24 protein-coding genes are annotated in these 22,316 nt (G+C 63.2%); 10 read left to right on the plus strand and 14 right to left on the minus strand.

The window, feature by feature from the left end:
• Nucleotide 1 precedes the first annotated feature (1 nt).
• The 6 genes from DY468_RS13375 (at nt 2) to DY468_RS13405 (ending at nt 5,270) form a co-directional block, all read left to right on the plus strand.
• Nucleotides 2-1,111 carry a microcin C ABC transporter permease YejB gene (locus tag DY468_RS13375; RefSeq protein ID WP_164605298.1) on the plus strand — a complete coding sequence of 370 codons (1,110 nt, stop codon included), beginning with the start codon at nt 2-4 and terminating at the stop codon, nt 1,109-1,111.
• Entirely contained in the window at nt 1,111-2,289 is a 1,179-nt protein-coding gene (locus DY468_RS13380; protein WP_164605299.1) for an ABC transporter permease, read from the plus strand. The genes DY468_RS13375 and DY468_RS13380 overlap by 1 nt, the downstream gene beginning before the upstream one ends.
• Nucleotides 2,290-2,323: 34 nt before the next feature.
• Complete coding sequence (locus tag DY468_RS13385; RefSeq protein ID WP_164605300.1) at nt 2,324-2,539, plus strand: hypothetical protein; 216 nt, start codon at nt 2,324-2,326, stop codon at nt 2,537-2,539.
• Nucleotides 2,539-2,916: a type II toxin-antitoxin system VapC family toxin gene (locus DY468_RS13390; RefSeq protein ID WP_164605281.1), complete on the plus strand. Its 378-nt coding sequence runs from the start codon at nt 2,539-2,541 to the stop codon at nt 2,914-2,916. Before DY468_RS13385 ends, DY468_RS13390 begins: the two co-directional genes overlap by 1 nt.
• 70 nt (nt 2,917-2,986) lie before the next feature.
• Nucleotides 2,987-4,624, plus strand: coding sequence for an ABC transporter ATP-binding protein (locus DY468_RS13400; protein ID WP_164605302.1), 1,638 nt, complete (start codon nt 2,987-2,989; stop codon nt 4,622-4,624).
• A gap of 7 nt (nt 4,625-4,631) precedes the next feature.
• Nucleotides 4,632-5,270, plus strand: coding sequence for an NUDIX domain-containing protein (locus tag DY468_RS13405; RefSeq protein ID WP_164605303.1), 639 nt, complete (start codon nt 4,632-4,634; stop codon nt 5,268-5,270).
• Here DY468_RS13405 and DY468_RS13410 read toward each other — a convergent pair.
• Together DY468_RS13410 and DY468_RS13415 are read right to left on the minus strand one after the other, a co-directional pair.
• Nucleotides 5,254-6,111, minus strand: a complete 858-nt coding sequence (locus DY468_RS13410; protein WP_164605304.1) for a C40 family peptidase — start codon at nt 6,109-6,111, stop codon at nt 5,254-5,256. The two genes, DY468_RS13405 and DY468_RS13410, sit on opposite strands and share 17 nt — an antisense overlap.
• On the minus strand, nt 6,104-7,486 hold the full coding sequence (locus DY468_RS13415) for a leucyl aminopeptidase family protein (RefSeq protein ID WP_164605305.1): 1,383 nt from the start codon (nt 7,484-7,486) through the stop codon (nt 6,104-6,106). Before DY468_RS13415 ends, DY468_RS13410 begins: the two co-directional genes overlap by 8 nt.
• A gap of 117 nt (nt 7,487-7,603) precedes the next feature.
• Between DY468_RS13415 and DY468_RS13420 the strand changes: the two genes are divergently transcribed.
• Entirely contained in the window at nt 7,604-8,404 is an 801-nt protein-coding gene (locus DY468_RS13420) for a tetratricopeptide repeat protein (RefSeq protein ID WP_164605320.1), read from the plus strand.
• A 53-nt stretch (nt 8,405-8,457) separates the two neighbouring features.
• On the opposite strand, the gene DY468_RS13425 is transcribed toward DY468_RS13420, so the two are convergent.
• The 9 genes from DY468_RS13425 to DY468_RS13465 all read right to left on the minus strand — a co-directional run bounded on the left by DY468_RS13425 (nt 8,458) and on the right by DY468_RS13465 (nt 17,316).
• On the minus strand, nt 8,458-9,432 hold the full coding sequence (locus DY468_RS13425; RefSeq protein WP_164605306.1) for a type II secretion system F family protein: 975 nt from the start codon (nt 9,430-9,432) through the stop codon (nt 8,458-8,460).
• Nucleotides 9,433-9,440: 8 nt separating this feature from the next.
• Nucleotides 9,441-10,415: a type II secretion system F family protein gene (locus DY468_RS13430; protein ID WP_164605307.1), complete on the minus strand. Its 975-nt coding sequence runs from the start codon at nt 10,413-10,415 to the stop codon at nt 9,441-9,443.
• Nucleotides 10,416-10,430: 15 nt separating this feature from the next.
• Entirely contained in the window at nt 10,431-11,885 is a 1,455-nt protein-coding gene (locus DY468_RS13435; RefSeq protein WP_164605308.1) for a TadA family conjugal transfer-associated ATPase, read from the minus strand.
• Between the two features lie 21 nt (nt 11,886-11,906).
• Nucleotides 11,907-13,178 (minus strand): CpaE/TadZ family protein, encoded by a 1,272-nt coding sequence (locus DY468_RS13440; protein ID WP_164605309.1) that lies wholly within the window; start codon nt 13,176-13,178, stop codon nt 11,907-11,909.
• Complete coding sequence (locus DY468_RS13445) at nt 13,175-13,903, minus strand: CpaD family pilus assembly protein (protein WP_164605310.1); 729 nt, start codon at nt 13,901-13,903, stop codon at nt 13,175-13,177. Before DY468_RS13445 ends, DY468_RS13440 begins: the two co-directional genes overlap by 4 nt.
• Before the next feature lie 19 nt (nt 13,904-13,922).
• Entirely contained in the window at nt 13,923-15,365 is a 1,443-nt protein-coding gene (locus DY468_RS13450) for a type II and III secretion system protein family protein (RefSeq protein WP_164605311.1), read from the minus strand.
• A gap of 13 nt (nt 15,366-15,378) precedes the next feature.
• Nucleotides 15,379-16,167, minus strand: a complete 789-nt coding sequence (gene cpaB / locus DY468_RS13455; protein WP_164605312.1) for a Flp pilus assembly protein CpaB — start codon at nt 16,165-16,167, stop codon at nt 15,379-15,381.
• Between the two features lie 124 nt (nt 16,168-16,291).
• Nucleotides 16,292-16,816 (minus strand): A24 family peptidase, encoded by a 525-nt coding sequence (locus tag DY468_RS13460; RefSeq protein WP_164605313.1) that lies wholly within the window; start codon nt 16,814-16,816, stop codon nt 16,292-16,294.
• A gap of 332 nt (nt 16,817-17,148) precedes the next feature.
• Complete coding sequence (locus DY468_RS13465) at nt 17,149-17,316, minus strand: Flp family type IVb pilin (RefSeq protein WP_164605321.1); 168 nt, start codon at nt 17,314-17,316, stop codon at nt 17,149-17,151.
• Nucleotides 17,317-17,716: 400 nt separating this feature from the next.
• On the opposite strand from DY468_RS13465, the gene DY468_RS13470 reads away from it, so the two are divergent.
• The 3 genes from DY468_RS13470 (at nt 17,717) to DY468_RS13480 (ending at nt 19,536) form a co-directional block, all read left to right on the plus strand.
• The gene (locus DY468_RS13470) at nt 17,717-18,211 is read left to right on the plus strand and encodes a pilus assembly protein N-terminal domain-containing protein (protein ID WP_164605322.1); all 495 of its coding nucleotides are present in this window, start codon (nt 17,717-17,719) and stop codon (nt 18,209-18,211) included.
• Nucleotides 18,212-18,373: 162 nt separating this feature from the next.
• Complete coding sequence (locus tag DY468_RS13475) at nt 18,374-18,907, plus strand: TadE family protein (protein WP_164605314.1); 534 nt, start codon at nt 18,374-18,376, stop codon at nt 18,905-18,907.
• An 11-nt stretch (nt 18,908-18,918) separates the two neighbouring features.
• Nucleotides 18,919-19,536 (plus strand): TadE/TadG family type IV pilus assembly protein, encoded by a 618-nt coding sequence (locus tag DY468_RS13480; protein WP_164605323.1) that lies wholly within the window; start codon nt 18,919-18,921, stop codon nt 19,534-19,536.
• A 94-nt stretch (nt 19,537-19,630) separates the two neighbouring features.
• Here DY468_RS13480 and DY468_RS13485 read toward each other — a convergent pair whose 3' ends face one another.
• The 3 genes from DY468_RS13485 to DY468_RS13495 all read right to left on the minus strand — a co-directional run bounded on the left by DY468_RS13485 (nt 19,631) and on the right by DY468_RS13495 (nt 21,855).
• Nucleotides 19,631-19,843: a cold-shock protein gene (locus DY468_RS13485; RefSeq protein ID WP_011440687.1), complete on the minus strand. Its 213-nt coding sequence runs from the start codon at nt 19,841-19,843 to the stop codon at nt 19,631-19,633.
• Between the two features lie 284 nt (nt 19,844-20,127).
• Nucleotides 20,128-20,406, minus strand: a complete 279-nt coding sequence (infA, locus tag DY468_RS13490; RefSeq protein WP_011159210.1) for a translation initiation factor IF-1 — start codon at nt 20,404-20,406, stop codon at nt 20,128-20,130.
• Nucleotides 20,407-20,430: 24 nt separating this feature from the next.
• Nucleotides 20,431-21,855, minus strand: coding sequence for a DEAD/DEAH box helicase (locus DY468_RS13495; protein ID WP_205512296.1), 1,425 nt, complete (start codon nt 21,853-21,855; stop codon nt 20,431-20,433).
• Nucleotides 21,856-22,316 lie beyond the last annotated feature (461 nt).

Genomic DNA, 22,316 nt, shown 5'->3' on the forward strand with positions numbered 1-22,316 from the left:
CATGGCAGCCTATATTGCGCGCCGCGTCCTGTTGATGTTTCCGACCTTGCTCGGGATCCTGTTCGTCTCCTTCGTGGTGGTGCAGTTCGCGCCCGGCGGGCCGGTCGAACGGGTGATCGCGCAGATCTCCGGCGCCGATACCGGCGCCTCGTCGCGGATCTCCGGATCATCGGGCGGCGATTTCGGAGCACGGCCGCAAGCGGCCGGTTCGGCCGATGCGGTCAACTCGAAGTATCGCGGTGCGCAGGGACTCGACCCCGAGTTCGTCAAGAGCCTGGAGAAGCAGTTCGGCTTCGACAAGCCGGCGCCTGAGCGTTTTGCGCTGATGCTTTGGAACTTCGCCCGGTTCGATTTCGGCAAGAGCTATTTCCGCGACGTCAGCGTGCTGCAACTGATCAAGGAGAAGCTTCCGGTTTCGATGTCGCTCGGAATCTGGATGACGCTGCTGACCTATCTGATCTCGATTCCGCTCGGCATTCGCAAAGCGGTGCAGGACGGCTCGAAGTTCGACACCTGGACCTCGGCGGTGATCATCGTCGGCTTCGCGATTCCAGGCTTCCTGTTCGCGATCCTGCTGATCATCCTGTTCGCCGGCGGTTCGTTCTTCAGCTGGTTTCCGCTGCGCGGGCTGACGTCCGACGGCTGGAGCGAGTTTCCCTGGTATTGGAAGATCATCGACTATTTCTGGCACCTGACCTTGCCGCTGATCTCGATGGCGCTCGGCGCCTTCGCCACCATGACGCTGCTGACCAAGAATTCGTTCCTGGACGAAATCCGCAAACAATACGTCATGACCGCGCGCGCCAAGGGCTGCAGCGAGACCCAGGTGCTGTACGGGCATGTGTTCCGCAACGCCATGCTGATCGTCATTGCCGGGTTTCCCAGCGCGTTCATCGGAGCGTTCTTCTCCGGCTCGCTGTTGATTGAAACCATCTTCTCGCTCGACGGGCTTGGCCTGCTCGGGTTCGAGAGCGTGCTCAATCGAGACTATCCGGTGGTGTTCGGCACGCTGTTCATCTTTTCGCTGGTCGGCCTGGTGGTGAACCTGATCTCCGATCTCACCTATATGTGGATCGATCCGCGGATCGACTTCGAGGCGCGGGAGGTCTGATGACGCTGATCTCACGCGAACCGATCGAAAGCACCACCGAGATGCCGCTCGGGGAGGCCGTGCCGCCAGCACGTCACCGGCTTTCGCTGTCGCCGCTGAACAAGCGGCGCTGGCAGAACTTCAAGGCCAACCGCCGTGGCTACTGGTCGTTCTGGATCTTTCTGGTGCTGTTCGGCATCTCGCTGTTCGCCGAATTCATCGCCAACGACCGGCCGCTGCTGATCAAGCTCGACGGCCACTATTATTTCCCGGCAATTGTGACCTATTCCGAGACCACCTTCGGCGGCGACTTCGAGACGGCGGCGGATTATCGCGATCCGTTCTTGCAGAAGCTGATCGCCGACAAGGGCGGCACGGTGATCTGGGCGCCGATCCGCTACTCCTACGACACCCACAATCTCGACCTGCCGACACCGGCGCCATCGAAACCGACGTGGCTGCTGACCGAGAAGGAGTGTGCCGCGGTGGTCGCCAAGAAGGGCGTCAAGAGCTGCCGCGATCTCGAATACAATTGGCTCGGGACCGATGATCAGGGGCGCGATGTCGTCGCCCGCCTGATTTATGGCTTCCGGATATCGATCCTGTTCGGCCTCAGCCTGACGATTATTTCCTCGATCGTCGGCGTGGCCGCCGGCGGCATCCAGGGCTATTTCGGCGGCTGGGTCGATCTGACCTTTCAGCGGTTGATCGAAGTGTGGACCGCAATCCCGTCGCTGTATCTGCTGCTGATCCTGTCGTCGGTGTTGGTGCCGGGCTTCTTCGTGCTGCTCGGCATCCTGCTGTTGTTCAGCTGGGTATCGCTGGTGGGTCTGGTGCGGGCCGAATTCCTGCGCGGGCGCAATTTCGAGTACATCATGGCGGCCCGTGCCCTCGGCGTCTCCAACCTCAAGATCATGGTGCGGCATCTGCTGCCGAACGCCATGGTGGCCACCATGACGTTCCTGCCGTTCATCGTCTCGTCCTCGGTGATGACGCTGACCGCGCTCGACTTCCTCGGCTTCGGCCTGCCGCCGGGCTCGCCGTCGCTCGGCGAGCTGCTGGCGCAGGGCAAGGCCAACGTTCAGGCACCCTGGCTCGGCTTCACCGGCTTCTTCGCCGTCGCGATCATGCTGTCGCTGCTGATCTTCATCGGCGAAGCCGTCCGCGACGCCTTCGACCCGCGCAAGACGTTCAGGTGAGGGTGTGGTAGACTTTTGTTCCGGAGTAGAGGCGATGAACAAGATCGTTCGAGAGTACCCGGTCGATAAGTTGCCGTCGGACCTGCAAGAAGGTCTGCCGCAGCATGGTTGGGTCGAGATTGAATTCAGGCCCAAGGCCGATCGGCAGCCGAGGGTCATGCTCGCTCCGCTGGCAGGCTCTGTTCCCAATCTGCACGGCAGCGACCAAGACGTCGTTCGGTATGTCCGCGAGTTGCGCGAAGATCACTGATGTGGGCGCGCTACAAAGATCGGCCAATCTACCTGGATTCGAACATCATCATCTATGCGATCGAGCAAGGCAGCCAATGGGCCGAGACAATTCGCGCACTTTTGGGTGCGGTCGATGCTGATGACGTGCGAGTGGTCACCTCCGAATTGACGATCGCCGAGGTCATGCCAAAGCCGATCTCGTTCAAAAATCCGGACTATTTGGAAAAGTACCAGTCGTTCTTCTCACCTCTCAGCCCGCTTCTGACTGTGCCGGTCAGTCGAGATATCCTCCTGTCATCCTGTCATCCTGTCATATACAGGCCGAATTGGGGATTAAACCGATGGATGCGATCCATGTGGCGACTGCGCGGGCGGCCGGAAGTGAGTATTTTTTGACCGAAGACCAGCGGCTGGGCCGTGCGATCGCCGGCGGACCGACATGGCTTCAACTCAGCGAGCTCTCCTGATGGACGCCATCAACCAGCCCTTGCTTTCCGTCGACGACCTGTCGGTGGCGTTTCACCAGCCGAGCGGCACAACGACGGCGGTCGACCATATTTCGTACCAGATCAAGCGCGGCGAGTGCGTCGCGCTGGTCGGCGAGTCCGGCTCGGGCAAGTCGGTCAGTGCGCTGTCGATCCTGAAGCTGCTGCCGTATCCGAGCGCGTCGCATCCGTCCGGACAGATCCGGTTCAAGGGGCGCGAACTGCTCGGAATGTCCGAGCGCGAGATCCGCGGCATTCGCGGCAACGAGATCTCGATCGTGTTTCAGGAGCCGATGACCTCGCTCAATCCGCTGCACACGATCGAAGCGCAGATCGGCGAGATCCTGCAACTGCACGGCGGCGTGCGCGGCGCCAAGGCGCGGGCGCGGATCATCGAGCTGTTGACCCAGGTGGGCATCCCGGAGCCGGAGACCCGTCTCGCCAGCTATCCGCATCAATTGTCCGGCGGGCAGCGGCAGCGCGTGATGATCGCGATGGCGCTGGCGAACGAGCCGGATCTGCTGATCGCCGACGAGCCGACGACCGCGCTCGACGTCACGGTGCAGGCACAGATCCTGGCGCTGCTCGCCGATATTCGGGCGCGGCTCGGGATGAGCATGCTGTTCATCACCCATGATCTCGGTATCGTCCGCCGCATCGCCGATACGGTGTGCGTGATGCACACCGGCAAGATCGTCGAGCAGGGGCCGGTCGAGCAGGTGTTCACCGCTCCGCAGCACCCTTACACGAAGGCGCTACTCGCCGCCGAACCGAAGCCCGATCCGGCGCCGCCGTGCCCGGATGCGCCGGTGGTGATCTCGACCGACGATCTGAAGGTCTGGTTTCCGATCCGCCGTGGCCTGCTGCGCAAGACGGTCGGCCATATCAAGGCGGTCGATGGCGTGTCACTCGCGATCCGCAAGGGCGAGACGCTCGGCGTCGTCGGCGAGTCCGGTTCGGGCAAGACCACGCTGGGACTGGCGCTGCTGCGGTTGATCTCGTCCGATGGGCCGATCGTGTTTCTCGGCAACGATGTCCAGGGCCTGACGTTCAGGCAGATGCGCCCCTATCGCCGCGACATGCAGATCGTGTTTCAGGATCCGTTCGGCGCGCTCAGTCCGCGGATGTCGGTGGGCGACATCATCGCCGAGGGGCTGAGCGTGCATCAGCCGCAGCTCGGCGAGTCCGAGAGCGAGGCGCGGGTGATCAAGGCGTTGCAGGACGTCGGCCTCGATCCGGCGACGCGATTTCGGTATCCGCACGAGTTCTCCGGCGGGCAGCGTCAGCGGATTTCGATTGCGCGGGCGGTCGTGCTGGAGCCGAATTTCGTCGTGCTCGACGAGCCGACCAGCGCCCTCGACATGCTGTTTCAGGCGCAGATGGTCGATCTGCTCCGCGAACTGCAGCGCAAGCGCGACCTGACCTACATGTTCATTTCGCACGATCTGCGCGTGGTGGCCTCCCTCGCCAGTCATCTGATCGTCATGAAGCAGGGCAAAGTAGTCGAGGAAGGCCCTGCGGCCGAGCTGTTCAAGTCTCCGAAGACCGACTATACGCGTGCGCTGTTTGCCGCCGCGTTCCGGCTCGAGACCGCGCCGGATGGCGCTGCGGCCCAATAGGTGGTTGATGAGCGAGAGCGACGGTACTGATCAAATCGCCGACCGCGCGGCAGACGTGACCGTATCGGCGCCCGAGTTGATCGGGCAGGGGTTCATGGCCTACCAGCGCTTCGAGGTCTCGCTCCGCCGGGACGGCGAGCCGCCGCTGCTGCAGCGGCGCGACGTGCTGCGCGCCAACCGGGTCGCGGCGGTAATCCCGATCGATCTGACGCGGGACGCGATCGTGCTGATCCGGCAGTTCAGGCTGCCCGCGCACCTCGCTACCGGGCGCGGCGATATGGTGGAAATCGTCGCCGGGCGTGTCGACTCCGACGAGACCGATGCGGACGCGGCGCGGCGCGAATGTATCGAAGAAATCGGAGTGGCGCCGACCCAGCTTGCGGAGCTCTACACCGTGCTGCCGACGCCTGGTATCACCGATGAGCAGATCGTGTTTTTTGTCGGCCACGTCGATTCCAGCGCCGTGCTGCAGCGCGCTGGACTCGCGGAAGAAGACGAAGATACCGAGCCGTTCGTCGTCAAGATCGATGAGGCATTGGCTGCGCTGAACCGCGGCGCGTTCAACAACGCGCTGCTGGTCACCGCGATGCAGTGGCTGGCGCTCAATCGCGCGCGGCTGCGCGAGTGTTTCAGCCGAGCCGCTTGATCGCAGTCAGCGCGCTTCCGGCGGCTGCGATCCGGGCGATCGCCTGCTGCGTCGGTTCGATCGCCGTCGCCATGTGGTAAGCATTGGCATGCACGATGCTGGCACCATCGCGTGCGATTGCGACGTGGCCCTTCCAGAACAACAGATCCCCGCGCTTCAGCGCCGCCTGCTCGGCGATCGGGACCGAGGTGCCGAGCGCGACCTCCTGCATATCGCTGTCGCGCGGTGCTGCGATCCCGCAGGCGGCCAGTGCGGTTTGCACAAGTCCCGAGCAATCGATGCCGAGGCTGCTGCGTCCGCCCCACAGATAGGGGGTGCCGACGAAGCGCTCGGCGACGCCGACGAAGTCGGATTCGACAAAGGCGAGCGGCGCAACATGTTGGCGCGGCACATGCCAGCCGTCCTGCGTCACCATAAAGCTCGCATCCTCGCGGACGATTGCCAGCCGGGCGCCGAGCGGCAGCGTCTCCGCCGGCGGCAGCTTGATTGAAGGACCGTGGAACGCGAAGGTGCGGAGCGCCGTCACCTTGTGGGTCGGCTCTGCGGCCGGCCTGTACAAAGCGAGATCCGGCAGCCAGCCGACATAGCCGTCGGTCATGAGCTGGCCCCAGGCCCAGCCTTCTTCGGTGCGATCGTAAACGGTGACGCGCTCGCCTTTCAGGGCCTCAGTCTCCAGCATCGCGCCGGAAAACGGTTCGCGCCTTACCGGGGCGACGCCGTAGCTGACTTCGAACACTTCACCTTCGACAAACCGCGCCGCGGTGACCTGGCCTTCGAGATGTTTGGCGGCGAGGTCGGGCCGCGCCGGCGTCAGCCTCCGATCGGAACTTGGGTCAGCCATAGCGCTCGCTCAACAGCGCGAAGATTGCGCGTGCGGCCTGGCATTCGCCGCCTTCGGGACGACCGGGCTTGGCCTTCGGCGTCCAGCCGTAGATGTCGACGTGCAGCCAGCTCTTGGCGGCCTCGACGAAGCGCTGCAGGAACAGCGCGCAGGTGATCGAGCCGGCAAAGCCGCCGGACGGCGCGTTGTTGATATTCGCGACTTTCGAATCCAGCCACGCGTCGTAAGGGCCCCACAGCGGCATCCGCCACAGCGGATCATTCTCCGCGCTGGCATGACGCGCGACATCGAGCGCCAGCGTTTCGTCGTTGGTGTAGTAGGGTGGCAGATCGGGACCGAGCGCGACCCGCGCAGCGCCGGTCAGCGTGCCGAGATCGATCAGCAGATCCGGCGCTTCCTCGTCCGCATAAGCGAGGGCATCGGCCAGCACCAGTCGGCCCTCGGCATCGGTGTTGCCGATCTCGACGGTCGGGCCCTTGCGCGACGGGAAGATGTCAAGCGGCCGCATTGCGTTGCCGGCGACGGAGTTCTCGACCGCCGGGATCAGCACGCGCAGCCGCAGCTTCAACCCTGCGTCCATGATCATCGAAGCCAGCGCCAGCACGTTGGCGGCGCCGCCCATGTCCTTCTTCATGATCAGCATCGCACTCGACGGCTTCAGATCGAGGCCGCCGGTGTCGAAGCACACGCCCTTGCCGACCAGCGTCACCTTGGGATGGGAGGCATCGCCCCAAGTCAGATCGATCAGCCGCGGCGCGCGGGTCGAGGCCATGCCGACGGCATGGATCAGCGGGAAGTTCTGGGTCGCAAGGTCGTCCCCGACCACCACATTCACCGTGGCACCAAAGCGCGTTGCGAGGGCTTGGGCGGCCTCGGCGAGTTCGGCCGGGCCCATGTCGTTGGACGGCGTGTTGATCAGGTCGCGTGCCAGCGCTGCGGCTTCCGCGGCGCGGCTGACCGCAGCGGGGTCGACGCCATCGGGCGGGACCAGCCGCACGGCCGGCGGCTCGGCCTTGCGATAGCGGCCGAACTTATAGGCGCCGAGCGCGAAGGCGAGGGCGGCGAGCCGTGCATCGTGCGGTGCATTGGCGAAACGATAGACGCCGGCCGGCAGCAGGCCGGGCAGGGCGCCGGGGCGGAACGGATCGTGGCTCCTGGCTTCCGGTTCGTCGAGGCCGAACAGCACATGCCCGATCTCGCCGTCCGAGGTTGGCAGCGCCAGATACTGGCCGGGCTTGCCGTTGTAGCCGTTCGCCGCGGCAAAGCGCTGCGCCGCGTCCGGTAGTCCGGCGCGAACGCCGTCCCAGGTCGACTTGGTGACGAAGAAGATCGGAATCGCCGACTGATCGGGAGCGGATTGGAAGATCGGATGCATGAGATACGGCTCTTTGCGAATCGTGAGCGGCAGCGCCACTGCAGTGGATTAACCCAACATTAGGGTTAACGCTCTATTGCTGAAGCGGAATTGGACGGTTTTGTGAGTAACGGTGCCATGCGCGAGCTGCCCTGTCTTGTCCGAATTGCCACGTCGGCGGCACTCTCAGTCGGGTTGGCGCTGCTGCTGAGCGGCTGCAAGACCGCCGGCATGCCCGATGTCACCGGTTCGCTTGGGATGCGCGCAGAAACACCGGCTGATCCGCAGCGCATCGAGCAGGTCACGGGCGAACGGTATCGGTCGAGGCCTCGTGATCCCGACGCGGCGATCGCCTATGGCAATGCGCTGCGCGCGATCGGGCAGCGTGCCCAGGCCGTGGCGGTTCTCGAGAAGGCCTCGCTGGCCAATCCCAGCAACAAAGCGGTACGTGCCGCCTACGGCCGTGCACTCGCCGACAACGGCAACTTCCAACTGGCGTTCGATACGCTGTCACGGGCTCACAGCCCGGACAATCCGGACTGGCGGATCCTGTCGGTGCAGGGCACGGTGCTCGACCAGATGGGCCGCAACGAAGAGGCACGGCGCTATTACGCCAGCGCATTGCGGCTGGCGCCCGGCGAGCCCTCGGTGCTGTCGAATCTCGGCATGTCGTATGTGCTGACGAAGGATCTGCCGAAAGCCGAGGAGGCCCTGCGGCAGGCCTATGCCAGCGGACGGGCAGACTCCCGGGTCCGCCAAAACCTTGCGCTGGTGATCGGATTGCAGGGGCGCTTCGCCGAGGCCGAGTCGATCGTCCGTGCCGATCTGCCTCCGGACGAGGCCGCCGCCAACGTCGCCTATCTCAAGCAGATGGTAAGCGGCCAGGATGCGACGCGCACCGCGAGCCGCAAAGTCGGCGTGATGGCCTCGGGGCGCTGATCAGTGCACTCGATCGCCGGGTGATCCCGGCGTGATCCGTCGGAAGCGCTGGTTTACTGCATCGCCGCGACGCGAATGCCGGTCGGGCCTAGAATGACCACGAACAGCACCGGCAGGAAGAACAGGATCATCGGCACGGTGAGTTTGGGCGGCAGCGCGGCGGCCTTCTTTTCAGCCTCGGTCATGCGCATGTCGCGGTTTTCCTGCGCCATCACCCGCAGGCTGTGCCCGAGCGGCGTGCCGTAACGCTCGGCCTGCTGCAGTGCCAGGCAGACCGACTTCACGCCGTCGAGGCCGGTACGTAGAGCCAGATTTTCGTAGGCCTGCTTGCGATCCTGTAGGTAGGACAGCTCGGCGGTCGTCAACGTGAATTCCTCGGCGAGCGGGATCGATTGCGAGCCGATCTCCAGCGACACCCGGCGGAACGCGGCTTCGATCGACATGCCCGACTCGATGCAGATCAGCAGCAGATCGAGCGCGTCGGGGAACGCGCGCTTGATCGACAATTGTCGTTTCTGAATCGCGTTCTTCAGAAACAGCATCGGCGCCTGCATGCCGAAGAAGATTGCGGCGATGCAGATGCCGATCTTGATCGTGAACGGCTGATTGAACTTGGCGATCACAAAGATGTAGAGCGCAGAGCCGATCCCGAAGGCGATCGGCATCACCAATCGGAAGAACAAGAAGGTCACGTAAGGAGCCTGGCCGCGATAACCGGCCATGACCAGCTTGTCGCGCGCCGTCTCCTGCGCCAGCCACTTGGTGAGATTGAAGTCTTCGACGACGCGTGCGACCAGCTTCTTCGGAGCCTGTCGTAGCGACACCTTTTCCGATTTGGTCAGCCGCTCGCGTTCGCGCTGACGGATACGCTCACGTTCGCTGCCGACCGCCTTCATCCGCTTGGTGAGCGGTTGTCCGGCGAGAAACGGGTTGACCAGGGTGTAGACCGTTGCGCTTGCGGCAATCGCCGCGAGCAACGTCGCGATGAAGCGCGTGTCCTGGAGTTTCTCGATCAGAAAATCGATCATGCGCGCCCTCAGAAGTCGAAGTTGATCATCTTCTTCATCACGAAGACGCCCGTCGCCATCCATACGACGCAGCCTGCGAGCATGATGCGGCCGATCGGATGCGTCCACAGCAGCGAGATGTAGTCGGGCGTTGTCACATAGACCAGCAGCATGACGATCGGCGGCAGCGATCCGATGATCGCCGCAGACGCTTTGGCTTCCATCGACATCGCCTGGATTTTTTCGGCCATCTTCTTACGATCGCGGAGCACCTTGGAGAGGTTGGTGAGGGCTTCCGCCAGATTGCCGCCTGACTTCTGTTGGATCGAGATCACGATCCCTAAGAAGTTCGCTTCGGGCAGCGGCATCCGGTCGTACAGACGGGCACAGGCTTCATCCAGCGGCATGCCGATCGTCTGGGTCTCGATGATCGCATTGAACTCGGTTCGGAGTGGCTCGGGCGCATCGGCCGCGACCATCTTGATGGAATCGAACAGCGGCAGGCCGGCTTTGATGCCGCGAACGATCACGTCGACGGCGTCGGGCAGAGCGGCGATGAACTTCTTCTCGCGGCGCCGTTTGAGAAAGCCGAGGGTCCAACGCGGCAGCCCGAAGCCGGCGGCGAACCCAAGGCCTAAGGCGGCGATCATGTTGATGCCCAACAGGATCGAAAGAGCCAGAACCGTCACGCCGAGAACGGCGGAGACGGTCCCGAATTTTGCCGGCGTCCAATCGAGCCCGGCCTGTGACAGGCGGGCATTCAACGGGACGTTTTTCTGCTTTGCGTTACGGGTTTCGATTTCCTTGAGCGAGCCCTCGACCTGCTCGCGCCGAGATCTTTGAGCGCGATCGACCTGACGTGTCGCCGGCGTGGTTCGCGCCACCGAACTCAAACGCTTCTCGACCTTGTTCTCGCCGGACAGCAGCGGATAAACGAAGACCCATGCGATGCCTCCGACCGCGATGGCGGCGAAGAAGCCGAGTGCGAGCGTCTGCGTCTCCATCGCCCGGTCTCCTTGTTACGCGGAAGCCGCGGCCTCGGCGGCATCGAGCGCCGCGGCGAGTCGTTGCTCTTCGCCGAAGTAGCGGGCGCGCTCCCAGAACCGCGGACGACCGATGCCGGTGGATCGGTGGCGCCCGACAAGGTGGCCGTTGCTGTCCTCTCCGAGAATATCGTAGAGGAAGATGTCCTGGGTGATGATCGTATCGCCTTCCATCCCCACCACCTCGGTGATGTGGGTGATGCGCCGCGAGCCGTCGCGCAGGCGCGCCGCCTGGATGATGACGTCGATCGAGGCGCAGATCATCTCGCGTATGGTGCGCGAGGGCAGCGAGAAGCCTCCCATCGTGATCATCGATTCGCAGCGCGACAGCGCTTCGCGCGGGTTGTTCGCGTGCAGCGTGCCCATCGAGCCGTCGTGGCCGGTGTTCATCGCCTGCAACAGGTCGAACGCCTCCGGGCCGCGGACTTCGCCGACGATGATCCGTTCCGGGCGCATACGCAGGCAGTTGCGGACGAGGTCACGCATCGTGACCTGGCCTTCTCCCTCGATGTTGGGCGGTCGGGTTTCCAGGCGGACAACGTGGGGCTGCTGCAGTTGCAGTTCGGCCGCATCCTCGCAGGTGATGATGCGTTCGTCGTCGTCGATATAGTTGGTGAGGCAGTTGAGGAGGGTGGTTTTGCCCGAACCCGTACCGCCCGAAATCAGCACGTTGCAGCGGACGCGACCGATGATCTGCAGGATCTGGGCGCCCTCGTAGGAAATCGCACCGAACTTGACCAACTGCTCGAGCGTCAGCTTGTCCTTCTTGAACTTGCGGATGGTGAGCGCAGGCCCGTCGATCGCCAGCGGCGGCACGATGGCATTGACGCGCGAACCATCGGCGAGACGAGCGTCGCAGATCGGTGAGGATTCGTCGACGCGCCGGCCGACCTGGCTGACGATGCGCTGGCAGATGTTGAGCAGTTGCTGATTGTCGCGAAACCGGATGCCGGTGCGCTGAATGCGGCCGCCGACTTCGATATAAACCGTGCCGGAGCCGTTGACCATGATGTCGGAGATGTCGTCGCGCGACAGCAACGGTTCGAGCGGCCCGTAGCCGAGCACGTCGTTGCAGATGTCGTCGAGCAGTTCCTCCTGCTCGGCGATCGACATCACGATGTTCTTGATCGCGATGATTTCGTTGACGATGTCGCGGATTTCCTCGCGGGCGGACTCGCCGTCGAGCTTGGCGAGCTGCGTGAGGTCGATCGCTTCGATCAGCGCCCCGAAGATGGTCGCCTTGACCTGATAGTAGTTTTCGGAGCGACGCGTCTCGACCACCGCCGCGGGCGGCGGGGGCGTTCGTCCCGGCGCGATCGTCGGCGAGGGGACGACCGGCCGCGGCTCCGGCGGGCGCACCCCCGCCTCCGGCGCAAAGCTCAGCGGCTTCGGTGCCTTGACGTCGTTGTCCGGTCCGCGCTTACCAAACACCTCGATACTCCAACTTCAAGCTCATTTGGCCAGCAGCTTCTCCAGCAGCGGCGCAAGGAATGAGCCTTTTGCCTTCTTGGCCTCCCCGCGTCCCGTCAATCGCTGGGCGATCTGCAGGAACATGTCGGTGGTCTTGTGGTTGGCTGCGATCTCCGCGATCATCTGGCCGTTGTTGGCGGCGGCTCCGAACATCGGCGGATCGAACGGAATCGAAACGATCGGTTGGCTCTCGATCGCCTTGGCGAACTCGCTGGTGGAGATCTCCGGCCGCTTCGGAACGCCGACCTGGTTCAGGCAGTACAGCGGAGGGCGGTCGTTCGGCCGCGCCGCCTTCAGCAGGTCGATCAGGTTCTTGGTGTTGCGCAGATTGGCGAGGTCCGGCGTCGCGACGATCAGGATGTCGTCGGCGTTGGTGAGCGCCCGCTTGGTCCATCCCGTCCACTGATGCGGAACATCGAGCACGATGCAAGGCATAGTGCTGCGCAACGTATCGAAAATCGCATCGAATGCATCGACGCCGAAATCGTAGACGCGATCCAGCGTTGCCGGCGCGGCGAGCAGGCTGAGGTGGTCGGTGCATTTCGACAACAGTCGATCGACGAACGCGGTATCGACCCGCTCTGGCGAGAACACCGCCTCGGCGATGCCTTGCGGCGGATCCTGATTGTAGTCGAGTCCGGCGGTGCCGAATGCCAGATCGAGATCCGCGACCACCGAATCCAGCGCCAGATCGCGCGCGATCGCCCATGCCACGTTGTGCGCGATGGTCGAGGCGCCGACGCCGCCTTTGGCGCCGACCACGGCGATGATCCGTCCGACGGCCTTGGCTTCCGGGGCGGAGAACAGGTTGCAGATCGACTGCACCACGTCGATCGGACGGACGGGGGCGATCGCGTAATCGCTGACGCCGCGACGAACCAATTCGCGATACAAGGTCACGTCGTTGACTTTGCCGATCACGATCACCCGGGTTCCGGGATCGCATACGGTCGCGAGCTGATCGAGGCCGGCCAGCACGTCGCTGCGCGAGTCGGTCTCGAGAATAATCACGTTGGGAGTCGGTGCAGAGCGATACGCCTCGATCGCCGCGACGACGCCGCCCATTTGGATTTTCAGATGGGCTTTGGCGAGCCTGCGGTCTTCGCCGGCAGCCTGCACCGCAGCGGCGGTCTCGACAGACTCGCAGAAGGCTTGAACGGACACGCGCGGCGCCGGAGCGATGTGCTCTTCCGGCGCGGGAGCCACAGCCATCGTGGCCGGTTCGTCCTGGTTCTCGCGGGAGTAGCTGATCATTGTCCGGCGTTGCTCAACTTGGTCTTGTCGGAAGTGTCTGGCTTGGTGGTCCGGTAGGCGTCATTGGTGACGACGCGTCGGGCCGTGTAGGGTGGCGTCTCGGGGCGCGGCTGAACCAGATCCGCCGGGTTGTCGACCATCGCCGCGAGATTGCGCTGAGTGGCACACCCCAGGTTCCAATACTGCCGGTTTTCGAAGTAGCCCTTGTTCTTGATGCTCGAGCCGAGATCCTCCGGCCACAGGCCGCAGGGGCCGGCGACCGCGGCGACCCGCGGATAGATCAGGCGAATGGTCGCAAAGGTCCGCGGATCGGCCGGACGATAGTGCTTGACGGTGAGCCCGCGGGGCGGGACGCCGCCGGCGGTCAGCAGCGAGCGGATCTCCCGAATGGAATCCGCGGCCGCCCGCGCGTTCGGCGTGTCGATCGGTACTTCGGCGATGATCGGCCCGGTGCCTTCGCGCAGCCAGGTCTGACCGAGCTCCATCACGTCGGCGCGCTGGGGGGCAGTCAGGCCGCCGCGGCCATTGCCGACGAATACCTCGACGGTGCGATCAGCCTCTCTGATTGCAATCGGATGGCGCTGCCGATAGTCGGTCGGGACGCTCTGCGTGACCTCGACTTCACGACTGGTGTGGGTGCAGGCACCCAGCGACAGCGAAAAACCGATCAAGGCGGCCCCGAGACCGAGGCCGCGTGCCGCTTTGGCGGATGTGGTGGATGTCATTGTCCTGTCCTCGCTCCGCCTAGTCGGTGATGAAGCCGAAATGGCCGCGATAGGTGCGCGCCGGCTCGGTGCGACCGGGGACGCCATAGAGCTTGTTGATACTGCCGAGCAGATCCGACTGCGGATCGGAGGCATCGGCGAAGCCATCGTCGGGCCGCGACAGATCCTTTTGTGCCACCGCGCGAACCACATAGGGGGTCACCAGAACCATCAGCTCGGTCTGGCGGTTGATGTAGTCGCGGCTGCGGAACAGCGTGCCCAGCACCGGAATTTGTGATGCGCCGGGCATGCCGTTGATCGCCTGCTTGGTCTGCTCCTGAATCAAGCCGGCCATCGCCAGCGAGCCGCCCGAAGGGATTTCAACCGTGCTTTCGACCCGACGGGTCTTGATCGACGGGACCGAGAGGCTGTTGATGACGACCGAGTTGTCGCTCGAGACTTCCGAGACCTCGGTCATCACCTTGAGGCTGATCCGCCCCGCGGTCATCACCACCGGGGTGAAGTTGAGCAGGATACCGAACTTCTTGAACGTAACCGACGGGGTGCAGACGCCGTTGGTGCAGGTCACGCCGCTCGGCACCGGGAATTCGCCGCCGGCCAGGAACGTCGCCGGCTCGCCCGAGATCGCGGTCAGGTTCGGTTCTGCGAGGGTGCGCACCACGCCGGCGCTCTCCATCGCTCGCAACGTCGCGGTGACCGACGGCAGCGATCCAAATTTGGTCGTCAGCGCGTTGTTGGCCACCAGCGGAGCACCCGACTGGGAGAACGGGTTGGTGTTGTTGAAATTCACGACGGCGGTGCCGTAGGCCAAGTTGGCACTGAGGTCGACGCCGAGTTGTTTGACGATGTCGCGCTGCACCTCGGCGACCGTGATCTTCAGCATCACCTGGTCGCGTCCGCGAACGGCGATGTTGTTCACGACCTTCTTGTCGTCGCCGACGAGACGCGCGGCCAGATCGAAAGCCTGCTGCGCCTCGATCGGCGAACCGACCCAGCCGGTCAGCATCACGCCGTCACCGAGCCCCTCGACGTGAACATCGCCGTTGGCGATCGATTGCTTGAGGGCGGCGCGAATGCCGTTGAGATCCCGGGTCACGGCGATGTCGTAGGCGGCGATCTGTTGGCCGCTGGAATCGAAGAAAACGATGTTGGTCTGGCCGACCGAGGCGCCGATGATATAGGCACGCTGCGCCGACCGGATCACGGCATTTGCGATCTTCGGATCTGCGACCAGCACGTCCTTGATGTCGCGCGGAAGGTCGATCACCATCGACTTGCCGATACCGAGCGCGATCGACTGTGCGTTCAAGCCGGAGCTCGCGGCTGCCACCGGCGCCGCGCGGTAGTCGCGGGCATGAACGGCGGTCAAGCTCGGAAACAATGTGATGATCGCAGCGGCAGATAGCGCCAGCGCTGTGCGTTTCAGAGGCCGGATCGGGCGGGGGCCGGTTTCACGGGTCATGTCCGTCCTCGGGTCATTTCTGCGACGACGTCTGCGTGGTGACGCCGTAGCGAACCACGTTGACGGTGTTGCTCTTGGCGGAGGTCTCGGTGGAGGCCGGCTCGCTCGCATCGGCAAGGCTGCGCAGCGCCAGGGACAGCGTTCCGCTCTGGCGTGCGCGCGCAAGGTACTCGGCCTGCTCCGGCTTCAATTCCAGAGTCGCGGTCTTGCCGACCACGACCTTCTGGCCGTTCTTTTCCTCGATGGTCTGGTCGATCGCCAGAACACGGATGTTGCTGAGAATGATCTCAGAGCTGACCTGATCGCTGCTCGACTGGTCTGAATTTCTGCCGCGTTTGGACAGGATCACGTCGACCCGGTCGTTCGGCAGGATGAAGCCGCCCGCGCCGGTTTCCGGAGAAATTTCGGTCGACACTGCGCGCGTGCCGGTTGGCAGGATCGCCGCCATGAAGCCGGAGCCATTGGCCTTCACCAGCTTCTGCTCGCGGATCGGCTCGCCGGCGATGAACGGCGAGCGCACAACCGAGCCGACGATGTCGGACGTTGCGTTCGGCTGTTCGTTTCGGCGGATGAACTTCGAACTCGCGGTCGCCGACGGCCAGGTCTGCCATTCAAGATCGCCGGGCGTGACGGCCTGACCGAGCGGAATGTCGTTCTTGGCGACCAGGACGTCGACGGTCGGCAATTGGGCTACCGGCTTGGCTGGGGCGGCCGGCTGCGGCCCCGAATTGCTCGCCAGGTAAGCAGCGACGCCGCCGGCACCGACAGCGATGGTCAGGACGACAATGCGCGCGGTATTCATACGCTTCACTTTCCAGATGACACGGGCGGCGCACCCGCCGCAGTGAGGCGAGTTGAGCAGCTATTCGTCAAAGCATGGTTAATGAGGCGTATCTAAATCGCGTTAACGGAAGGTTCCTGACCCGTCACCCCAGCGCGAGGCGGGCGAGATCGATCCCTCTGATCCACTCGGTTTGCGGATAGATCATCAGTGCGCCGGTGGCGAGCGCGATCCCATACGGAATGCCCGTTTCGCGATCATGGAGCCGCAGCAACCAACTCTGTCCGACCAGCGGATAGGGGACCGGCCATTGCCGAAACGTCAGGATGAAGAGGGTGAGCGCACCGCCGAACAGCGATGTGTAAAGTAGATAGTCGAGCAGATGCTCGAACCCGAACCACAACGCGGCGGCCGCAGCGACTTTTGCGTCGCCGCCGCCGATCCATCCCATTGCGAAGCAGGTGAAGGCGACCGCCAGGACCGTGGCGCCGGCGCCGAGATGCGCGAGAATGTCGTAGGCACTGAATCCGCTGAACGGCGCCAGTAGCACGAAGCCGGCGATCAGCAGGAGCGATACCCGGTTCGAAATCGTCATGGTCAACATGTCGCTGACCGCAGCAAACGCCATGAGCGCGGGAAACAATGAGATGCGCAGAATGTCAGCGATCATGAGCGTGCCTTGCCGGTTCGGGCGCGGTTCGCACCGCGGCGGATGCAATCCTAGCGGGCCGGAGGTGAACGATCAGAAAACGCGTTCGAACGGCTCACCACAGCGTGACGATGCGCAGGATAACGGCGACCATCGAAAGGCCCAGCGCCGCGCAGACGACCTGAAGCATCGCGATCTCCCGCGATGGGACTTCCGTGTTCTCTGTCGCTGCTCTGCCAATTCGATTCAATTGGTGCACTGCGGGTAACCTTTCATGCCGGCAGAGCCGGCAACCGCGACCAAAAAAGGCCCCGGAAGCGCCGGGGCCTTGATTGGTCGATCACGCCCGGCGCTTACTTGGCGAGGTCGGTGCTCAGAGTCGTAAACTTCGTGTTCAGCGTGGTGCCGATCGTCTGCACGACGGTGATGATCACCAGCGCGATGCCGGCGGCGATCAGGCCGTATTCAATGGCGGTGGCACCGGATTCGTCCTTGATGAAACGCGCAACGATGTTCTTCATCGGGTAGCTCCATGTACACAGTGGCTGTCGAACTCTGTCTGGTCTTGCCGGCGTTCTCAGCACCGTGACCATGGCGTTGAACCTATGAGCGGGAAATTGCAGTGCAGTTAATTCGATTGCGTAAAAACGGGTGCATCGATCGTTTCCGCGGACCTTCTCGCCGAGGGTAAATGCGCTGTTAATTTGAAGTAATTGCGCGGTGTTCGCATCGCACGTCAGTGCTTCAATACCGGGGTGCGGGGTGGGCTGCGCGTCGGCTGCTTCAAAATCGGACGGATTGGCTCGAAGGCGAGGGATCAGGTTTGCGGTTCGTTCATCAATTGACGTCACGTTGGCGCCGTCGGGCGCCGGCACCGCTGCGTATCGCTTAGGCCGGCTCGTAAACGTCCCGGAGTCGAGTATGTCGTCGTTTCGCTTCGCGCGCCGCATCGGCGCCACATTGTTCGTTCCGTCGCTGTTGTTCGGCCTCTGCTCCGCACCGGCGGGCGCGGGCACCGAAGATTCGATCTCCGTCAGCGTCGACCAGGCCAAGCTGGTCAAGCTGCCGCAGGACGTTGCGACGATCGTGGTCGGCAATCCCCTGATTGCCGACGTCAGCCTGCAGCCCGGCGGCATGGTGGTCATCACCGGGAAGGGCTATGGCGCTACAAACGTCATTGCAATGGATCGAAAAGGAGCGGTCGTCACCGATCGCCTGATTCAGGTCGAAGGTCCGTCGGACAAGGTGGTGACCGTCTATCGCGGCACTAACCGGGAGTCTTACAGCTGCGCACCGATCTGCGAGCGCCGGATGACGCTGGGCGATTCCGAGGCTTACTTCAAATCGACGATGGACCAGACCGGAAAGCTCAACGAGCAAGCGAGCGGCGTGTCAGGCGCTTCCAGGACGAATTGATCGACAATTCGGGGCTGTCGAGTCCATCGCGTCGCGCAACATGGTTGACGCGCGCTTAATGGCGTTCGGCATTTTGTTTCGATCCAGCGAAACACTTCCACAATGTGTTGAGATTAGTTTCCGAAGTTACGAGGTGGCCCGACCGAAGAGGACTGCGGATCTATGCCCTCCATGATCTCACCGGCGCTGGCATTGGCGCGCAGATTTCGCCGCAACCGGCGAGGCTCCGCCGCGGTCGAATTCGCGTTGGTGGCTCCGATGTTTTTCGCGATGCTGTTCGCGATCATCGAGGTGGGGTTGATCTTCTTCGCGGGCCAAGTCCTGGAGACCGCCGTACAGGACTCGTCGAGACTGATCCTGACCAGGCAGGCGCAAGACAGCTCGATGAAGCAGGCGGACTTCAAGAACGAGGTCTGCAACCGGGTCAAGGCGCTGTTCAGTTGCGACGGCATCTATGTGGATGTGGAGAACTACGGCAGCGATTTCAGCAGCGTCAGCCTCGTCACTCCGATCGACAAGGACAAGAACTTTGTCGACAACATGAAGTACGACATTGGCGGGCCGGGCGACATCATCGTGGTGCGGGTGTTCTATCAATGGCCGCTGTTCGTCGCGGGGCTGGGGTTCAATCCGTCGAACCTCGCCAATGGAAATCGCCTGCTGATGGCCACAACCGCCTTCCGGAACGAGCCGTGAGCGAGCCTGCGATGCATCCTTCGACCGAGTATCTGCGCCGCTTGCGTCTTTTGGGCTTGCGGCTGCGCACCGATCAGCGCGGCGTGGCGGCCACCGAGTTCGTGGTCATCTTGCCGTTGATGCTGCTGATGCTGCTTGCGACAGTGGAAATTACTTCGGGAATAGCGGCGGACCGCAAGGTGACACTGGTCGCGCGGACACTGTCCGACCTGGTGTCGCAGGCCAGCAGCGTCACTGACAGCGACATGAAGAACGTGTTCGCTGCCAGCTATGGGGTGCTGACACCATATCAGGCCAACAGCGCGAGGGCGACGATCACTCAGATCTACGTCGACAAAAACAAGATTGCCAAGGTGCTTTGGAGCAAGTCGGGGAGCGTGACGCAGAGCGGAAGCAGCGCTTCAGCCTCGCTCGCAGCCTCACCTCACGGCGCGGGCGATACGATTTCCATTCCGGATGGACTCAAGGTCCCGGATACGTTCCTGATTTTCAGTGAGTTCAGCTATCCGTATCAGCCGGCAGTTGCGTATCTGCTGCCGAAGGCGGGGGTCACCCTGAGCGATACGTCCTACACGCGGCCGCGGCAGACCAAATGCGTCAGCTATCCGCAAGCTGCTGCTTGTCCTTGAAGGCATCGGCTCTGTCGTCGGCGGGGCAACGCGCCACAAAAAAACGAGGCCGCGCTGTTGGCGCGGCCTCGTTCGATTCAGATCCGAAATCTGCTCAGCTTGCGGCGCGCAGATTGTCGGCCGACGACTTGCCAGAGCGGCGATCGGCAACGATCTCGTAGCTGATCTTCTGGCCCTCGCGCAGGGTGCCGAGACCGGCACGCTCGACAGCGCTGATGTGCACGAACACGTCGTTGCCGCCATCATCCGGCTGGATGAAGCCGTAGCCTTTGGTCGCGTTGAACCACTTCACGGTTCCCATGCTCACGGGTGGTAGTCCCTTCTCAATATAGACACGGTCGATACCCACGTTGTCTCAGGTGGGCTGGTGAGATCGAATTTTTGGAAGGGTCGTCAGCGTTCTGAACCGGCTGTACCGGTGGATAGCTAATGTCGTCCGGCCGAAAATCGATTAACAGATATTATGCGAAGCCTGCCCTCAAAACAATCCTGGCATGCGCGATTTTTTAAGGCACACAAGTTCCGGATCGGGTGTGGCTTCGGCGCTCTGCCGGGATCGGTAGAGCGCCGTTGTCGTTGCCGAGCGTTCGGTCAGCGGCGGCGGAACTGGCCGCGCGGCGGGCCGCTGCGCGGCGGGCCACCGGGGCGCTCGTCCTTGTGGCGGAAGATCAACCGGCCCTTTTCCAGATCGTAGGGCGACATCTCGACGGTCACCCGGTCGCCCGCCAAGGTCTTGATGCGATTCTTCTTCATCTTGCCGGCGGTGTAGGCGACGATTTCGTGGCCGGTGTCGAGCTGCACGCGATAGCGCGCATCGGGGAGAATTTCGGTCACCAGTCCTTCGAACTGGATAAGCTCTTCTTTAGCCATTGGGATCTCCAGATCGGCTTAACGTTAGCGATGCGGTCGGTGCTGAGCGGTCGGCTGCGCCGGACGGTTTTTGCGCTGCAGAAACGCCACGCCCTGCAGACCCTCACCGTTACCGCCGTGCTGCGGTCGCGGCGCTGCGTCGTGGCGGTTGCCATCTGAGCGAGCAGGCCCAGCGGGAGGGCCACGCCGCCGACGGCGCGGGCCTTTGCTGCTGGGCGCAGCGTCGCCATTGCGGGCCGGATGTGCATGCGTCGCCGAGCGCTGTCCGCGATGCGGAGGCGGGGTCGGGTTGGCATGGGCGCCTGGCGTGCGGCGATCTTCCTTCGGGAGCGACACCTTGATCAGCTTTTCGATGTCGCGCAGATACGCCATTTCTTCGCCGGCGCACAACGAGATTGCAGTACCTTCGGCACCCGCCCGCGCGGTGCGGCCGATGCGGTGGACATAAGTCTCGGGGATGTTCGGCAGGTCGAAGTTGACCACATGCGACACCCCGTCGACATCGATGCCGCGGGCGGCAATGTCGGTGGCGACCAGGGTGCGCAGCTCGCCGGTGCGGAATGCCGCGAGCACCCGCTCCCGATAGTTCTGCGACTTGTTGCCGTGAATCGCGTCCGCCGTAATGCCGGCGCGGGCGAGGCCCTTCACGACCTTGTCGGCACCGTGCTTGGTGCGCGTGAACACCAGCGCCTGGTTGATGTTCTCGTCCTTGAGGAGTTGGGCGAGCACCGCCGGCTTGGCGGAGTGGTCGAGCTGGATCACCCGCTGGTTGATGCGCTCGACGGTCGACGACACCGGCGTCACGGCCACCCGGGCCGGATCGCGCAGCATGTGCTCGGCGAGCTCGGCAATGTCCTTCGGCATGGTGGCCGAGAAGAACAGCGTCTGCCGCTTGATCGGCAGCTTGGCGACGATTTTGCGGATGTCGTTGATGAAGCCCATGTCGAGCATGCGGTCGGCTTCGTCCAGCACCAGGAATTCGACCTGGGTCAGCTTCAGCGCGTTGCCCTGAACCAGATCGAGCAGACGGCCGGGGGTGGCGACCAGAACGTCGACGCCGCCCATCAGCGAGCGCACCTGCCGGCCCATCGGCACGCCGCCGATCGCCAGCGCGGCGCTGAGGTGGATGTGGCGGCCATAGGCGTTGAAGCTGTCGAGGATCTGGCCGGACAGTTCGCGGGTCGGGCTCAGCACCAGAACGCGGCAGGTCTTGGAGGCCGGCTTGATGCGGTTCTCCAGCAGGCGATGCAGGATCGGCAGCGCGAACGATGCGGTCTTGCCGGTGCCGGTCTGGGCGATGCCGACGACGTCACGCCCGGCGAGCGCCAGCGGAATGGTCTGCGCCTGGATCGGCGTCGGGGTGTGGTAATTTTCTTCTTTGAGGGCGCGAGAGATGGGATCGGCGAGACCGAATTCCTGAAAGGAGGTCAAAAGGTTGGTTCTTTCCATCATGAAAGCAAACGCCCGACGGAGCCCGCCGGGAGCGCTTGGCAACTTTGAGACGCTCGCGTGTCCGGAACGTCGGCTATTATCGGATGAAAGGCGAACCAGAAACCGCTGTTCGGGACAGAACGCGGGATCAGAACACGCGGCTCGCAACGACCTGATGATTCTCTAGGTCTCTCTCAGTCATATGGAACATCGCTGCACTGCTTTCAAGGTCGAATTGCAGATCCTGCGCAGGATCGCTCCGTCGGTGGACGAAAAGTGCAACAATTAGTCAACGAACGCCCATTTGCCTACGTTGTGGGCTATTTGGCTACGTTGCGATCAATGCGCCTGCCTTGTTCGTGGGCGGATGCGTCATTTGCAATCCCCCGGCGATGACGAATTAATCCGTTGGATCATAGCCTTACCAGCATCGGGTTGGATGGCATGCTTCTTGCGATCCTTTCCTGCTGCAGATGGCC

Origin of the sequence: Rhodopseudomonas sp. BR0M22 (assembly GCF_010907035.1) — a bacterium.
Taxonomy (GTDB): domain Bacteria; phylum Pseudomonadota; class Alphaproteobacteria; order Rhizobiales; family Xanthobacteraceae; genus Rhodopseudomonas.

Bases quoted from the DNA above. Each gene is read 5' to 3' on its own strand.
- DY468_RS13425 (WP_164605306.1), bottom strand. From the start codon at position 9,432: ATGATCGATTTTCTGATCGAGAAACTCCAGGACACGCGCTTCATCGCG.
- cpaB (WP_164605312.1), bottom strand. From the start codon at position 16,167: ATGAATACCGCGCGCATTGTCGTCCTGACCATCGCTGTCGGTGCCGGC.
- DY468_RS13450 (WP_164605311.1), bottom strand. From the start codon at position 15,365: ATGACCCGTGAAACCGGCCCCCGCCCGATCCGGCCTCTGAAACGCACA.
- DY468_RS13470 (WP_164605322.1), top strand. From the start codon at position 17,717: ATGTCGTCGTTTCGCTTCGCGCGCCGCATCGGCGCCACATTGTTCGTT.
- DY468_RS13475 (WP_164605314.1), top strand. From the start codon at position 18,374: ATGCCCTCCATGATCTCACCGGCGCTGGCATTGGCGCGCAGATTTCGC.
- DY468_RS13480 (WP_164605323.1), top strand. From the start codon at position 18,919: ATGCATCCTTCGACCGAGTATCTGCGCCGCTTGCGTCTTTTGGGCTTG.
- DY468_RS13445 (WP_164605310.1), bottom strand. From the start codon at position 13,903: ATGACATCCACCACATCCGCCAAAGCGGCACGCGGCCTCGGTCTCGGG.
- DY468_RS13405 (WP_164605303.1), top strand. From the start codon at position 4,632: ATGAGCGAGAGCGACGGTACTGATCAAATCGCCGACCGCGCGGCAGAC.
- DY468_RS13415 (WP_164605305.1), bottom strand. From the start codon at position 7,486: ATGCATCCGATCTTCCAATCCGCTCCCGATCAGTCGGCGATTCCGATC.
- DY468_RS13460 (WP_164605313.1), bottom strand. From the start codon at position 16,816: ATGATCGCTGACATTCTGCGCATCTCATTGTTTCCCGCGCTCATGGCG.
- DY468_RS13420 (WP_164605320.1), top strand. From the start codon at position 7,604: ATGCGCGAGCTGCCCTGTCTTGTCCGAATTGCCACGTCGGCGGCACTC.
- DY468_RS13440 (WP_164605309.1), bottom strand. From the start codon at position 13,178: ATGATCAGCTACTCCCGCGAGAACCAGGACGAACCGGCCACGATGGCT.
- DY468_RS13430 (WP_164605307.1), bottom strand. From the start codon at position 10,415: ATGGAGACGCAGACGCTCGCACTCGGCTTCTTCGCCGCCATCGCGGTC.
- DY468_RS13375 (WP_164605298.1), top strand. From the start codon at position 2: ATGGCAGCCTATATTGCGCGCCGCGTCCTGTTGATGTTTCCGACCTTG.
- infA (WP_011159210.1), bottom strand. From the start codon at position 20,406: ATGGCTAAAGAAGAGCTTATCCAGTTCGAAGGACTGGTGACCGAAATT.
- DY468_RS13465 (WP_164605321.1), bottom strand. From the start codon at position 17,316: ATGAAGAACATCGTTGCGCGTTTCATCAAGGACGAATCCGGTGCCACC.
- DY468_RS13390 (WP_164605281.1), top strand. From the start codon at position 2,539: ATGTGGGCGCGCTACAAAGATCGGCCAATCTACCTGGATTCGAACATC.
- DY468_RS13410 (WP_164605304.1), bottom strand. From the start codon at position 6,111: ATGGCTGACCCAAGTTCCGATCGGAGGCTGACGCCGGCGCGGCCCGAC.
- DY468_RS13380 (WP_164605299.1), top strand. From the start codon at position 1,111: ATGACGCTGATCTCACGCGAACCGATCGAAAGCACCACCGAGATGCCG.
- DY468_RS13400 (WP_164605302.1), top strand. From the start codon at position 2,987: ATGGACGCCATCAACCAGCCCTTGCTTTCCGTCGACGACCTGTCGGTG.
- DY468_RS13385 (WP_164605300.1), top strand. From the start codon at position 2,324: ATGAACAAGATCGTTCGAGAGTACCCGGTCGATAAGTTGCCGTCGGAC.
- DY468_RS13495 (WP_205512296.1), bottom strand. From the start codon at position 21,855: ATGGAAAGAACCAACCTTTTGACCTCCTTTCAGGAATTCGGTCTCGCC.